Genomic DNA, 14,088 nt, shown 5'->3' on the forward strand with positions numbered 1-14,088 from the left:
GATCGAAGTTAAATTTAGGACTTATAGCGGTTCTCAAAAAAGTGAGGTATGTCCATAGCCCTATGCCCTATGTCCGGTTTGGCCTATGCCCTATGCCCTATGCCCATAGCCCGGTTTGGCCGTCAAGTACCTCATCTTTCTGAGAAAGGCTATATATGATGTCGGGTCGATTACCATGACAAAAAAGGTTCGTTCGCACTACGAACGGTAGTGTGAGTCCGCTCTAAGAGAGCATCGTTGGTTGTGACAATAATTAGAAAAAATCCCTAGGAATTAACAATTGCGATATTCCGCAGCATTTCTAAATGTTTGTGTAGAGGTGCGATCGTATTGGCTGCGATCGCCCCGCTAGCAGCAACAGCGGGCAAACCGATACCCGGAAACGTGGAATCTCCGCAGCAAAACAGACCATTCAAAGGGGTTCCCGGCCCTGGAAACAAGCCGGTACCGGCGCGAATTCCCGGCCCGTAGGAGCCCCGATTTCTCCGCAAAAACCGTTCGTGGGTGAGGGGTGTTCCAACTAATGTGACTTCGCAGCGCGATCGAATATCGGGGATAATTCTCTCTAAAGCGAACCACATCACCTCGGCGCGCGCTTGCTTTTGCTGCTTGTATTCTTCGCTGGTGCGCGCTTGCTTTTGCCACAAATCGTAGGGCTCGTTACCGGGCGTGTAGGCGTGAATGACGTGTTTTCCCGGAGGCGCTAGGTGGGGGTCGAGGAGGGAGGGAATCGAGATGAGAACGACGTTTTGAGGCGCCCAAACTCCCATTTCCCAGTCCTTGACGAAGATGTAGTGACAAGCTAAGTCCGATCGCACTCCAGCAGCATCAATTCCCAGATGTAAGTGCATGAAACTGTCGCATTCGGGAGTCGCCTGTCGCTGTTGGCGAAACCGTTTGGGGATAGAGTTTTCCGGCAAAAGTTTGAGCGTATCCCAAACCGAGGCGTTAGAAACGACGGCTTTGCGCGATCGAATAACTTTGCCCGATCGCAGTCGCACGCCCGCCGCCCGGTTGTTTTCGACCAAAACCTCTGCAACGTGGGAATTCAGCAGCAACTGCCCTCCGTGGCGCTCTAAACCGCGTACCAGGGCACCGACAAGGGCTGCACTACCGCCGATCGGATAGTCCAAAACGGCGGCGGGCCGATACCAGTCGGCAAACATGAAAGCGACTTCGGCTGCGATCGTGCCGTCGGCGGGAAGTCCAGACAGCAGGAAACACAACAGGTTCAGCCAATTTTTCACAAACGGATCTTTGACATTTGCGTCCATAATTCGGCTGAAAGGGCCTGCAAGGGCGATCGCATCGCCAGCACTTTGCAGGAAAGCCGGTGCAAATTGGCCCAGGGTGAACGCCGCGCCCCAATCGAAGCGCAAAGCCAGTGAGGGCAAGGCTGTGGCAGCTTTGGCGTAGGGTTCCATCACCCGCTGGAGGTTTTGCCATTCGGCTGCTGCTTCGCTTCCGCGCAGTTTGGCGAGCACTTCGCCAAATTGACTCGCGCCTACGGATGTGTCGAAATCGCCTTCAGGCAAACAGCAACCCCAAGTATCGTAGGTGATGCAGGGGAGTTTTTCGCCGATCGTATCGAGAACTTGTCGCAGCGGATTCGCAGAGGGGCTGTAGGATAATCCTGAGTACAAAGATGGCCCGGAATCGAAGGTAAATCCGTCGCGTTTGAATCCGTGGGCTGCCCCGCCCGCGAGCGAATGACTTTCGCAGACAATCACGTCAAAGCCATAGCTGGCAAGCATTGCGCCGCAAGTCAACCCACCGATACCGCTACCGATGATGATGATTTCTGTGTCTGTGGGGGCGATCGTCACCATGTTTTTCTCCGCTACATCCGCTAATATTATCTCTGTTACCCATAATAAAACTGGTTTGATCGTTCGGAATGCAAGTCCTTCTTCGCTGGTTCGCAGCATCGGAATGCAAGTCCTTCTTCGCCTATAAGCTGTTACGCATTTAAACCACTAACGAGGCCCTCCGGGTGCGTCAGCTCGATCGCCCCAAAGGCTAAGGAAAACGCTGCGGCCCGTGGCACCCTACAATACTATTTTAAATGCGTAACAGCTTAGTTTCTGTTTAAGGACTTGCATTCCGATGCTGCGAACTTCCTTGTTACCCATAATAAAACTGGTTTGATCGTTCGGAATGCAAGTCCTTCTTCGCCTCTAGTTTCAGTTTAAGGACTTGCATTCCGAACGATCAAACTTCCTTCTACTATACTGTTAGTTAAATGGAAAACATATCAATTCTAGAGCAAGCCGCCAAATCCAATCCTAAACCATCTTCTGCCGCCGTAGTCGCAGCCCTCCTAGAAGCTGAGAAAAACGCGAAAAAAACTAAAATTCGCTATTCCTTCGAGCAACTAACCGGCAATTGGCGCTTGTGCTTTATCACCGGCACGAAAAAGACTCGACAAAAAGCGGGGATTGTGTTAGGCGCGGGACGTTACATCCCTGAATGGGTGGCGAAAATTCAAATTGCTTACTCAGTTCAACCTGTTGCTGAAGGCGAAAAGCCTAGTGAAATGGGCAGAGTGGAGAATTCGGTGCTCGTTGGGGCGATCGAGCTAACTCTTTCCGGGCCGACCAAGTTTTTGGGTAATCAGAATATTTTAGCATTTGATTTTACCATAATTACGGTGAAATTGTTGGGTAAAACTGTGTATCAAGGATTTATTCGCGGTGGTGAATCGCGGGAGGCGGAATTTTTTAGTTTGAGTGTGGGGAAGCAGGCATTTTTTGCATATTTTCTGGTAGAAGATGGGATAATTGCTGCGAGGGGAAGGGGCGGCGGATTGGCTTTGTGGGGGAGAGTGTAAGCTGTGACTCATAAATGAGCAGGTTATACTTTTAATTGGTTTTGTTCATTGCTTTGATCTAATCCGAAATAGTAGCTTCCAGTGTGCGATCGCCTATTTATCGCGCGCTCGCCAAAGCTTGGTTATAGTATTTCAATGCTTCTTGTGGCTGAGAAATGCTGCCGTAGACTGCACCAATATTAATAAAAGTAGCAGCTTCCCCAGAGCGATATCCCACTTCCCGCCTCATAGGTAAAGCTTGGTTATAGTATTTCAAAGCTTCTTGCGGTTGAGAAATGCTGCGGTAAACTGCACCGATATTATTCAAAGTATTAGCAACGCGCGATATCCCACTTCCCGCCTCATAGGTAAAGCTTGGTTATAGTATTTCAATGCTTCTTGCGGTTGAGAAATACTGCTGTAGTTAAAACCAATGCCATTGAGTGCCCTGGCTTCGAGTTTTATATCTTTAAGTTGTCGTACAAGGGCTAGAACTTGCTGCCATGTTTCGATCGCCTGTTTGTGTTTTCCTTGCTGTCCCTGTTGGCTTGCTTGCTGTGTAAGTCTCTGTAATTCTTGCCTCCCTGCACCTTGACTTTGCGCCCAACTAGGTTGCACCATCACCGGCACAGTCAGAGGACTCAAACACGCACCCAAAATCAAAACACTGCTGATAATTCGTTTCCTATTTTTCATGAGTCACCAGATTCGGTTAATAGAATAGGCATCAAACGCAGAATCTTTACTTAATATCGGTATCCCTTCCACTATTGCTTGTGCGAGCGGCAAGTAATATTCAGACCAAAAAAAATTTTTTTAGAAGCTTTAATTATAGTATAAGCGATATTTAAGCGATCGCACTTTTAGCAAAAGTTCATTGGAACTGATATCTTGCACCTGTTGCAATAGTCCGCCAGAGGTTTAAACCCCCGACGGACTTAATTCGGTTAGCCCGCCTTTGTATCTTTAAACAGCCGACACCCACACAACCTCAAACACTCCATCAGGAACAAACCGACACAAAGCCCTCAAACGATCGTCCGCATCTTGGCGGTTGAAAAAACGAGCAATCGTGTAATGCTGAGCATTCGGTAAAATCCGCACGATCGCCCAAGAATTGCGATCGCCACCCACAATCGGAGAATTGGCATTTCTGAGAATGTTGAGATAACGGGCGATCGCACTACCCTTAATATTCGCCGCCACGCGCTCAATCACCATCGCTACCAAGCTTTCGAGCTCTTGCTGAGTCAACTGCGCGCGATCGACATCAAAATCGTCATCCGAGTAGCAGCGGATGCTTGACAGCAGTTGCGTCACGCCAAAGTCATCCACAGCTTGTTGATAGCCCCGAGTATATTCGCTCTCGTCGCTTCCAGGCCTTACCATAGAGATTGTCTCCTTGCTTATTTGGGGGCCATCAGCCAGCGAAGAACTTTCCTAGGGATCGCGCTGGCTTTTGACTTATTCAGAATATAGCATGGATATAGCATATTTAAATGCTTTATATGAGCTATATTCGACAAAACGGTCTAGATACAGCACAATGACGATCGGCTTAAACTAAAAAATAGTGAATATTTTATGACCAAACGCTTAGCGACCTATTTAGCCGATGGAATCTATGACATCCTGGAAGAGTGGGCAGATCAGGAACGCCGTTCAATCAGCAGCTTGGCAGCATTCGTATTGGAACAAGCTGCTAGAGAACATCAAAAGGAAGCGAAACAACAGCCCCCGCCTGCGGATGAAAAGCAGGAGAAAAATTAAGTGCAGTTTGGGCGATCGCTCCCGCTGCTCGGAGGTTGTACCATACTCTTATCTCCTTTTCTTTCGATAGTCCCCTTTGTATTTGGAAGCCAGCGCGAGCCATCGGAAAGTTCGGCACTGGCTTGTGACATTCTCTGACTATACATAGTGAGCGCATTGCAGCACTATCGACAAGATTGCCTAAAATACTGGAAACTGGCGATCGGCTTAAATAAGAAATAATTAACCTCTAATGGCAAAACGCATATCAACCTCCATAGCAGAAGGAATCTATGAGCTACTCCAAGAGTGGCCAATGAAGAGCGGCGCTCAATCAGCGGCTTATCAGCATTCTTGTTAGAACAAGCTGTGAGAGAGCGCCAAAAGCAAAAACAGCCCCCGCCATCCGATGAAAAGCAGGAGAAAAGTTAATTGAAGTTTGTGCGATCGCCCGAATCAAAGAGACTGAGGGCTGAAGTCCTTGCTGCCAAACGATTGTGCAACAAGTCTATTCTGCTGCGACTTCAAAATTTATGCGATCGTAAATATCCGTCAAACTAATTTGGAACTCAACCGACTCCATTGCTAATACAGAATCTTCAGACTCATACTCAGTAAAGAGCCATTTATCATCAGCCGTCTTAGCCAATTGTTCGACATGATATTTGTATTGGTCAATTAAAATATATTCCCGAAGTTCAGGAATCGATCGATAATAAAGAAACTTCTCCCCTCTGTCATAATCTTTAGTAGATTTCGACAAAACCTCAACAATTAGCAACGGATTTGTCACAGTAGTGGTGTTACTTCCGTGATAAACCGGTTCACCCTGAATCACCATCACATCTGGATAAGTGTAGAGACGATAACGCGGTATCCACAACCGCATATCATTGATAAAAATCTCGTAATTTTGCGCGTTCACAGTCAAAGGAAATCTTTTGTAGAAATTCCCAGCAATTTTATTGTGATTAGCTGTTCCACCAGTCATCGGTAATATCTCTCCATCTAGATATTCGCTTTTGTATTCCGCAGCTTCCTCTAAAGCTAAATATTCTTCGGGAGTATAGTAGCGTTTTTCTGTTTCTGCCAACATACTATATTTCTCCTATCCAATTTTATATCTATCATTGTATCATATTTTTGATGGTGCAATTATCTCTCGCACACAAGCATCTGTAGGAAAACGGCACTGCCGTATCCTAATCCGCAGCTACATTTTTATGTATAATTATCACGGCTGACACATGGGGGTCAGAAACCCAGTTTCTACGAGATTTTGCGGACAGGAACGAGAAATATACGAGTCAACCGGGTTTCTAATCTCAGCGCGCGTCCAGGACTAATTTAAAAATATTATGAAATTTATCGGCATCGATTTAGGTTGGAGTTCAGGGGCCAGCGGTTTGTGCTGCTTAAATTGGGAAAATAACCAATTACAATTCATCGAGTGCGATCGCAAATTAGCAACCAACGACATCCTCACCTGGATCGATCGGCAAATCTCCCCAACCGAACCAGCCATCATCGCCGTAGACGCCCCCACAATCATCGCCAATCCAACGGGAATGCGCCTCGCCGACAAACTCACCCACAAACACTTCGGGCGCTACCACGCAGGCTGCTATCCCGCCAATCTTTCCCGCCCCTTCGCCCAAAAAACTGTAGAATTCGGCCTCAGTTTAGAAGCCCGAGGATTTGTCCACGCACCAACTATTGAAGCTAAGAAACTAGGCAGATATCAAATAGAAGTCTTTCCCCATCCAGCCACAATAAATCTATTTAAATTAGATAGAATCATCAAATACAAAAAAGGAAAACTGGCAGAACGTCAACTAGAATTGATGAAACTCTGCCAGTATATTGTAGATATTTTACCGAGCCTTGAACCCTCTCTAAATCTGTCTTGTATGACAGGAAAGATGCCTCTGAACGGTGGCACAGGCATCTTGCCTGTGAGCGAAATCCCCACCAGTGTTGCAACTCTCAAAGCCTTAGAAGACCAGCTAGATGCCTTGCTGTGCGCTTATATCGGCGCCCACTGGTGGTACTGGGGAATCGAGCGGAATTTGGTATTGGGCGATCGCACCACAGGCTACATAGTCATTCCCCAACTTCAATAAGAAGAGTGGGAGAATAGCACAATCGCGCATTGACCATGACAACTATCAACTGTCAACTGTCAACCGTTAACTGCCAACTGTCAACCGTCAACTGTCAACTGTCAACTGACTAATGTGCCCATAGAATCACACCAACTTCATAAGGACTGCTGAGATTATCGTGCTTCGGCAAAACCCGCAGCGACAAACCTTGCAAACCGCTAGAAGTATAAGTAATGTCAGCCGTATAAAGGCTAGCATTGTGAGGATCTTCTCCCAAATACTCCATTACCACCGGCACGCCGCCGACAATATCACCGTTAGCATCAACCGAACCTTGATAAAGTTCGACTTGCACATCCGCAGGTGTTAATCCCATGAGATTGATGCGAGATTTAACAGCGATCGACTGATTGACCTTAACTTCCTTATCCTGGGAAATATCAACAGCCTCAATCTTAATATTGTGCCACTTTCCGAGGACGTGCTTCTTCCATTGAGACAACTCCTTAGCCGGAGCGCACCCGTCGTTCGTCATGGTGTGGTAGCGATCGCTCACCGGGAAATAAGCCCGCCGCGCGTAATCCTTCACCATCCGAGCCGTATTGAAGAAAGGACAGTTCAAAGCAATAGAATCCTTCATTTTCGCCGTCCAACCGCGAGGAATTCCATCGGAATCTCGGTTATAAAACAGCGGTACAACTTCTTTTTCCATCAAGTCGTACAAAGCATTCGCCTCAACCTCATCCTGATACTTAGTATCTTCGTAAAACTCGCCATGTCCGATCGGCCAACCGGTACGAACATAGTCCGCTTCATCCCACCAACCGTCAAGAATACTGAGGTTTGGCAAACCATTCATCGAAGCTTTCATCCCCGAAGTACCCGAAGCCTCACGGGGGCGGCGCGGCGTATTCAGCCACACATCGCAGCCGGACACCATCATCCGAGCCACGTTAATGTCATAGTTCGGCAGAAACACCATCGAATTGATAGTTTCGTGCTCGCGGATGAAGTGAACAATATCCCGAATCAATTCCTTACCGGGAATATCCATCGGGTGAGCTTTCCCAGCAATCACAAACTGCACCGGACGGTTTTTGTCGCGCATGATCCGCATAATGCGATCGACATCGCGCAAAAATAGTGTCGCCCGCTTGTAAGTAGCAAAACGGCGTGCAAACCCGATCGTCAGCACCTTCGGATCGAGAGCTTCCCGCGCGTGCTCAATTTCCGTTTGAGCCGCACCGCGCTCGCGTAGAGTCTTTTGCAACCATTCCCGTGCAAACACTACCAATTCCGATCGACAGCGCTCGTGATTCCGCCACAATTCCTCATCGGGAATCGATGACATCCGATCCCACAGTCGATCGTCCTTGCGAGTCATTTCCCAATCCGGGCCAAGATAGCGATCGTACAGTTCCTGAGTAGACTTCGCCACACAACTGCGAGCGTGAACCCCGTTGGTAATCGAAGTAATCGGCACTTCTTCCATCGGTAAACCCGGCCACAACCCCTGGAACATCGGGCGCGACACCACACCGTGCAAAGCCGCCACCCCGTTGACAAAACTCGACATTTTAATTGCCAAAATTGCCATATTCAGAGGTGCGGACAAATCGCTAGTATTCTCCCGGCCCAATCCCAGGAAATCATTTTGCGACAAACCAAACATCTTGGGATACTGACCCAGATAGTGCATCACCATATCCGGCTCAAACAAGTCAAACCCAGCAGGCACAGGCGTGTGAGTTGTAAACATACTGCTCGAAATCACCACCTGTTCCGCTTCCAAGAAACTCAGGTGATGTTCCTCCATCAGCATTCGGATGCGTTCCAAAGCCATGAAAGCCGCGTGACCTTCATTCATGTGATAAGCAGTAACTGTCAAGCCCAGGGCCTTGAGCATTTTCACGCCGCCGATGCCCAGCATGATTTCTTGGTGCATCCGCAGAGTTTTATCACCGCCGTACAGTTGGTCGGTAATATCTTGGTCGTAGCGGCTGTTAGGTTCAATATTTGTATCCATTAGGTACAGAGGCACCGTGCCCACCTGTACCCGCCAAATCCGGGCGTATACCTTACGGCCGGGATAGTCCACCTCAATCCGCAATTCCGAACCGTCGGGATTGCGTTCTAGGTGGAGCGGCATATTGTAGAAATCGTTGAGCGGATAGCGTTCTTGCTGCCAGCCGTCGGCGTTGAGATACTGCGAAAAATAGCCTTCTTGATACAGCAAGCCTACGCCAGCCAAGGGCAAGCCCAAGTCGCTAGCAGATTTGAGGTGGTCGCCCGCGAGCACGCCCAAACCGCCGGAATAGATGGGTAGGGCTTTGACTAAGCCGAATTCCATCGAAAAGTAAGCGTAGCATTCTTTCCGCTCAGTACCGCGCTGTTTGCGGTACCAGGCGCGATTATTGAGATAATCGTCTAACTGCTGGGCTGCTCGGTTCATTTGAGCAATGAAGCCTTCGTCTTCTGCCATTTCTTGCAGTCGCTCTTGAGAAATGGTTCCGAGCATCAGCACCGGGTTTTGATTGCTGGAGTCCCAGAGGTCTCGATCGAGTCGGCGGAATAGGTCTTTGGTATCAACGTTCCAATCCCAGTGCAAGTTGTAGGCAAGCTTGCGCAGGGGTTCGAGAATTGCCGGTAGGGACGGGGAAACGTTAAATGTGCGAATTGGCTGCATAGACAAAGCATTTATGTTGGGGTAGCGATATTTTCCTCTGTCTTTTGGCACAAATCCGTTATTCTGCACACTATTTTAAGTTTTAATGTGCGCGGGCGATCGATCGAAGTAGAAGACACGGCGGTTGAAACCGCGTCGATACAAACACTCACGCACCTCCGTGGGTTGAAGAAGACACGGCGGTCTCAACCGCCGTCTCAACCGCCGTCTTTCTCTTTTCTTCGTCGGCGAAGGCGCGGACATCGTTTGTATAAACCTGGTTTCAACCGCCGTCTTTTTCCTGACAACTGTCAACTGTCAAGTGACAACTGTCAAGTGTCAACTGTCAACTGACAACTGTCAACAGTCAACTGACAACAGTCAACAGTCAACAGTCAACAGTCAACTGACAACTGACAACTGCCAACTATCAAGCAATTTTCACTTTCCTCAACAGAGAATTTACCAAAAGTTTGCTCGCATCACTAGCCGAGAGCGCCTTGCTAAAATAGTAACCCTGAATTTCTTGACAGTGGAGCGATCGCAAACAATCCAACTGCTCTTTAGTTTCTACTCCCTCTGCTACCACGCTCAAGTTCAAATCTCGCCCCAGAGTCGCTACAGCATTGGCGATCGCGCGTTCGCAGGGATCTGTCGTCAGTTCGCTGACAAAAGATTTGTCTATTTTCAAGATATTCAAGGGAAACTTTTTGAGATAATTTAGAGAACAGTAACCCGTGCCGAAATCGTCCAGGGCAATCTGCACTCCCATATTCTGCAACTCCCTCAAAACTTTTGTGGTATAATCCACATCTTGCATAGCTGTAGTCTCGGTAATTTCTAACTCTAAATACTTCGGTGCTAAACCTGTTTTTTCCAAACAGTTCGCCACCATTTGCACTAAATTAAATTGCTGGAACTGCCGCGCCGAAAAATTGACTGCTACCCGCAAATCTGGTTGCAAAGCATCTTGCCAAGCTTTATTTTGAGTGCAGGCAGTTTCCAGCACCCATTCGCCAATAGGGACAATTAATCCGTTCTCTTCGGCGATCGGAACAAATGTCGCGGGAGAAACTAAACCTAATTCTGGATGTTGCCAGCGCAGCAGAGCTTCCATCCCCTGGATTTTCCAAGTAGTGATGTTGACTTTTGGCTGGTAAAAAATCTCAAATTCTCCCTGTTCAAGAGCCTCGTGCAACCTGTTTTCTATATTCAGCAACTGACTGCCTTGGGGATTAATTGTTGAAGTATATAACTGATAATTATTTCTTCCCCTTTCCTTAGCGCGGTACAAGGCGGCATCGGCATTTTTGACTAAAGTTTCGGCATCTTCTCCGTCGTGTGGATAAACGGCAACGCCGATGCTGCTGCTGACGTGCAACGGCTGTTCTTCTACTTTAAATGCTGGCTTTAAATTATCGAGTATTCTTTGAGCTGTTTTAACTGCATCTTCTAAGGAATTGATGTCGGGAAGCAGCACAGTAAATTCGTCGCCTCCCCAGCGGGCTACCGTATCTGTCGATCGCAATGTCTCGCTGATGCGTGCGGCAAAACCTTCTAACAGGCGATCGCCCGCAGCGTGACCTAGTGTATCATTAATCTTTTTGAACCTGTCCAAGTCTAAAAACATCACAGCGAGCATTTTTTGGGTTTTTTTAGCTTGTCTTAATGACGCCAGCAGCCGATCGTTAAAAAGTATCCGGTTCGGTAAACCAGTGAGTTGGTCGTAAACAGCTTGATAGCGAATAATTTCTTCAGCTTGCTTGCGCTGAGTGATGTCCATCATCGTGCCAATCGCCCGCACTGCTTTGCCGCTGGCATTGCGGATGATGTAACCGCGATCGAGCACAAAAACATATCCCCCGTCTGCGCGGCGAAAGCTGTATTCCTCCGACCAATATTGAGCGTCTGAGTTCATTGTTTCGTTGAAACTTGACTTCACTCTTTCCCGTTCTTCGGGATGAACATTCAGCCACCACGATTCTAATTCTATCGTCTGAGTTTCGTTGAGTTTGTATCCAAAAACTTTTTCAAACTCTTCGCTCAACCAATACTCATTTCTTGACACATTAAAATCCCAAACTGCATCATTTGTCGCCCGCGTCAGCAGGTGAAAGCGTTCTTCGCTTTTGCGGAGTTTTTCTTCAGATTGCCAGCGTTCCGTTACATCCCGAAAGCTGAATACTCGACCAGTAATTTTGCCTCCAGTCTGCTGCGGTAGCGAATAGCGTTCGACAATTCTGCCATCTTTAAACTCGATGATATCAAAACTTTCTGCTCCGGGGATATCGGACAATTCTTTAGCACGGTTGAGAAAGATTTCTGGGTATCTTAACTGGTTGATTCCGAACCCCAAAATTTGGTTGCTATCTCTCGAATCCAGCAGAAAATCTGGCAACTGCCACATTTGGGCAAACTTGCGGTTAAAGCTGACAACTTTTCCGCCACCGTCAACCGCCAGAATGCCGTCAGCAGTAGATTCAATGGTTGCTTGAAGCAAGGAAAGAGATGTTTCTAGTTCTAACTCTGCTAATTTGCGATCGCTGATGTCAAAAGCTGTGACTAATATTGATGCTTTTCTCTCAAATTTGATGATGTCAACAGTGGCTTCTATCCAGCGTGTTTCTCCGGTTTTTGTAAGGATTTTAACTTCATATTTGGAGCCGGCACTATCTAGAGGCTGGCGGGATTTACCCCATTGTTTAACTGTCGATCTAAAATCTGGATGAATAAAATCGTATAAATCCAACCCTAGCAATTCTTCGCGAGTATATCCAGTTAAAGCTTCTGTCTGAGAATTGACATAGCGCAACTGGCGGCGCTGATAGATAAATGCAGCAGCATTAACAGTTTCCACCAATTGCCGAAACTTTTTCTCACTCCGTCGCAAATCTCTTTCAGCTCGCTTGCTATCGGTAATATCTTGTGCTACATACAACTTGCCACTCACTTCACCTGTGCCGTCGCGAATAGTTGAAATAGAAAGCAGTACAATTATTTTTTTCCCTTGTTTGGAAAGGTAGACTTTTTCCACGTTGCGGACAGAACCTTCGGTTGTTAAATTTGCCAATTCCCACCCGGTATTCGGTGATTCAGTTTGTTTAAAAAGTCCAGCTATTTGTTTGCCTAACAACTCTTTTTTAGAGTATCCTAAAAGTTGACAGGTAGCTTGGTTTGACGACAGGATATGACCGCCGGGAGTTGTAGCAATTATCGAGACGCTCATCTCCTCGCAAATATCGAGGGCGTATTCGGCAGTTTGCTGCAAATTTTGGGTCATTTTGGCAATAGTATCCCGGATATCCTGTTCTTTTTTTGGAGGCAACACTTTTTCTCCTTCTGGTAGCTTCTCCTTCTCTGTTTCAGACTTTGGTTTGACTGACCCGCTCGCCTTGGATAAGATACTTACCCTATTCGTCCTCATTAATAATGAGATTACTACAGAAATAAAAGCCATATAATAACCGATTGTTTTTAAACTAAAAGTACGCTCTTTTTCAGGATTTTCCTGAGCTTGTATAAAATTGTATGTCGGTGGATTTACGGGTTCTATTTTGGATAATTGCTCCACAAATAAGTCGGCACCTGCCGAAGTAGCGGGGCGAGATGCCGATCGCAAATACCTAACTTTCTCCGGCGCTACCAAAATTGCTTCTACAGCGCGAGTGCCGTCTCCATCCCCTACACTTGCCGGCAATATTTTTGCATTAAAGCAACATTCTACACCAAAAATAGCAGCAGTTAAATATCCCAGAATTAATCGATCTGTAATTTTCATTAGCTCGAATTCCTAATTTTAAAGAGATGCTTTCCCTGGTCATTAATCCGAAAAAAAATATCGGAATTTGAGGCACTATGAAAACATATCTACCCTTGATTTATGTTAATTTGGTAAATTAAGTTTCCCCAAAAGTAAGAATTTAGCATCGTAACTAATTATAATTTTAATCTGAATTTTAAATATGTCATCAGCCATTGTGCCACAAATTATCCGCCATTATGCCTAGACAGAAGCTGGGATCGCGCTAAAATTAGATAATTCCAGCAAATAGGCGGCCGGGATTTGTTATAAAAATAAACAATTAGCTTAAAATCGATGCAGAGATTCACGAATGGAACCAATGAGTCAGACGATCCCAGAACTCCAAACAGAAGTCCGCGTGCTGCAAGCAGAAGTTGCCACTCTGCAAGAGGCGCGGGAAAAACTTTGCGTACAGCGCTCAGAGTGCCGAGTGACAGTCAGTTTTCCCAAGAATAATACTCAAACGGCCATTGCCGAGTTCCACCAGCAAAATGCTGCTTTTGGCGAGCAATGGTTGCAGCAAATCCAGGAAATTGACCGAGAAACTCAAATTATTGAAAAGCAACTGGAACAAAAACAGGCGGTACTCGATTACAAACAAGGCGAACTAGACAAATTGCTAGCAGGAGTGCACTGGCAACAAGTAGAAAACGACGTTCAAACCGGGGAAAAGCGCTTGCAAGCACAAGCTCGCAGAATCAATCAAGCAGCAGCGCAGCTAGAGGCAGAACTCCAAGCTTTAAAAGCACTGTACGACCAACTCAATCCCAGTTATTCCGAGTGGTTTCAACAACCAACTCAAATTGTTGAATTTTCTGCTAAAACTATTCCTTACGCTGTCGGAGGCAGCAGCGGGTTGATCTTGGGAAATAAGGAGATTGATTGGGATAAAAAGTAGTTGTGAGTTGTGAATTTGGAACGTAAATTAGTAGGGTATAATGTCGCCGTTGAATGGCCC

The 14,088-nt window shown here is 46.8% G+C and carries 11 protein-coding genes; 4 read left to right on the top strand and 7 right to left on the bottom strand.

The window, feature by feature from the left end; translation table 11 throughout:
• Nucleotides 1-266 precede the first annotated feature (266 nt).
• Entirely contained in the window at nt 267-1,829 is a 1,563-nt protein-coding gene (locus QUB64_RS21405) for a phytoene desaturase family protein (protein ID WP_333266922.1), read from the bottom strand.
• A gap of 413 nt (nt 1,830-2,242) precedes the next feature.
• Between QUB64_RS21405 and QUB64_RS21410 the strand changes: the two genes are divergently transcribed.
• Nucleotides 2,243-2,830, top strand: coding sequence for a hypothetical protein (locus QUB64_RS21410; protein ID WP_333266661.1), 588 nt, complete (start codon nt 2,243-2,245; stop codon nt 2,828-2,830).
• Between the two features lie 97 nt (nt 2,831-2,927).
• Here the strand turns inward: QUB64_RS21410 and QUB64_RS21415 are convergent, their stop codons facing one another.
• The 3 genes from QUB64_RS21415 to QUB64_RS21425 form a co-directional block, all read right to left on the bottom strand.
• Nucleotides 2,928-3,137 carry a tetratricopeptide repeat protein gene (locus tag QUB64_RS21415; protein WP_333266663.1) on the bottom strand — a complete coding sequence of 70 codons (210 nt, stop codon included), beginning with the start codon at nt 3,135-3,137 and terminating at the stop codon, nt 2,928-2,930.
• The gene (locus tag QUB64_RS21420; protein ID WP_333266665.1) at nt 3,134-3,505 is read right to left on the bottom strand and encodes a tetratricopeptide repeat protein; all 372 of its coding nucleotides are present in this window, start codon (nt 3,503-3,505) and stop codon (nt 3,134-3,136) included. Before QUB64_RS21420 ends, QUB64_RS21415 begins: the two co-directional genes overlap by 4 nt.
• 270 nt (nt 3,506-3,775) lie before the next feature.
• A complete protein-coding gene (locus tag QUB64_RS21425) occupies nt 3,776-4,198 on the bottom strand; it encodes a hypothetical protein (RefSeq protein ID WP_333266667.1) in 423 nt (140 codons plus the stop codon).
• 195 nt (nt 4,199-4,393) lie between these two features.
• On the opposite strand from QUB64_RS21425, the gene QUB64_RS21430 reads away from it, so the two are divergent.
• The gene (locus tag QUB64_RS21430) at nt 4,394-4,579 is read left to right on the top strand and encodes a ribbon-helix-helix domain-containing protein (RefSeq protein WP_333266669.1); all 186 of its coding nucleotides are present in this window, start codon (nt 4,394-4,396) and stop codon (nt 4,577-4,579) included.
• Between the two features lie 487 nt (nt 4,580-5,066).
• Here QUB64_RS21430 and QUB64_RS21435 read toward each other — a convergent pair whose 3' ends face one another.
• On the bottom strand, nt 5,067-5,654 hold the full coding sequence (locus tag QUB64_RS21435; RefSeq protein ID WP_333266671.1) for a Uma2 family endonuclease: 588 nt from the start codon (nt 5,652-5,654) through the stop codon (nt 5,067-5,069).
• A 262-nt stretch (nt 5,655-5,916) separates the two neighbouring features.
• On the opposite strand from QUB64_RS21435, the gene QUB64_RS21440 reads away from it, so the two are divergent.
• The gene (locus QUB64_RS21440) at nt 5,917-6,681 is read left to right on the top strand and encodes a DUF429 domain-containing protein (RefSeq protein WP_333266673.1); all 765 of its coding nucleotides are present in this window, start codon (nt 5,917-5,919) and stop codon (nt 6,679-6,681) included.
• A 109-nt stretch (nt 6,682-6,790) separates the two neighbouring features.
• Here the strand turns inward: QUB64_RS21440 and glgP are convergent, their stop codons facing one another.
• Both glgP and QUB64_RS21450 read right to left on the bottom strand, forming a co-directional pair.
• Complete coding sequence (glgP, locus tag QUB64_RS21445; RefSeq protein ID WP_333266924.1) at nt 6,791-9,349, bottom strand: alpha-glucan family phosphorylase; 2,559 nt, start codon at nt 9,347-9,349, stop codon at nt 6,791-6,793.
• Nucleotides 9,350-9,758: 409 nt separating this feature from the next.
• A complete protein-coding gene (locus QUB64_RS21450; RefSeq protein ID WP_333266675.1) occupies nt 9,759-13,106 on the bottom strand; it encodes an EAL domain-containing protein in 3,348 nt (1,115 codons plus the stop codon).
• 343 nt (nt 13,107-13,449) lie between these two features.
• Here QUB64_RS21450 and QUB64_RS21455 point away from each other — a divergent pair, with 343 nt between their 5' ends.
• Nucleotides 13,450-14,028, top strand: a complete 579-nt coding sequence (locus QUB64_RS21455; protein WP_333266677.1) for a hypothetical protein — start codon at nt 13,450-13,452, stop codon at nt 14,026-14,028.
• Nucleotides 14,029-14,088 lie beyond the last annotated feature (60 nt).

Origin of the sequence: Microcoleus sp. Aus8_D2, assembly GCF_036702665.1 — a bacterium.
GTDB lineage: Bacteria > Cyanobacteriota > Cyanobacteriia > Cyanobacteriales > Microcoleaceae > Microcoleus.

Coding starts and splice junctions, on each gene's coding strand:
- QUB64_RS21405 (WP_333266922.1), bottom strand. CDS start 1,829: ATGGTGACGATCGCCCCCACAGACACAGAAATCATCATCATCGGTAGC.
- QUB64_RS21410 (WP_333266661.1), top strand. CDS start 2,243: ATGGAAAACATATCAATTCTAGAGCAAGCCGCCAAATCCAATCCTAAA.
- QUB64_RS21420 (WP_333266665.1), bottom strand. CDS start 3,505: ATGAAAAATAGGAAACGAATTATCAGCAGTGTTTTGATTTTGGGTGCG.
- QUB64_RS21425 (WP_333266667.1), bottom strand. CDS start 4,198: ATGGTAAGGCCTGGAAGCGACGAGAGCGAATATACTCGGGGCTATCAA.
- QUB64_RS21430 (WP_333266669.1), top strand. CDS start 4,394: ATGACCAAACGCTTAGCGACCTATTTAGCCGATGGAATCTATGACATC.
- QUB64_RS21435 (WP_333266671.1), bottom strand. CDS start 5,654: ATGTTGGCAGAAACAGAAAAACGCTACTATACTCCCGAAGAATATTTA.
- QUB64_RS21440 (WP_333266673.1), top strand. CDS start 5,917: ATGAAATTTATCGGCATCGATTTAGGTTGGAGTTCAGGGGCCAGCGGT.
- glgP (WP_333266924.1), bottom strand. CDS start 9,349: ATGCAGCCAATTCGCACATTTAACGTTTCCCCGTCCCTACCGGCAATT.
- QUB64_RS21450 (WP_333266675.1), bottom strand. CDS start 13,106: ATGAAAATTACAGATCGATTAATTCTGGGATATTTAACTGCTGCTATT.
- QUB64_RS21455 (WP_333266677.1), top strand. CDS start 13,450: ATGAGTCAGACGATCCCAGAACTCCAAACAGAAGTCCGCGTGCTGCAA.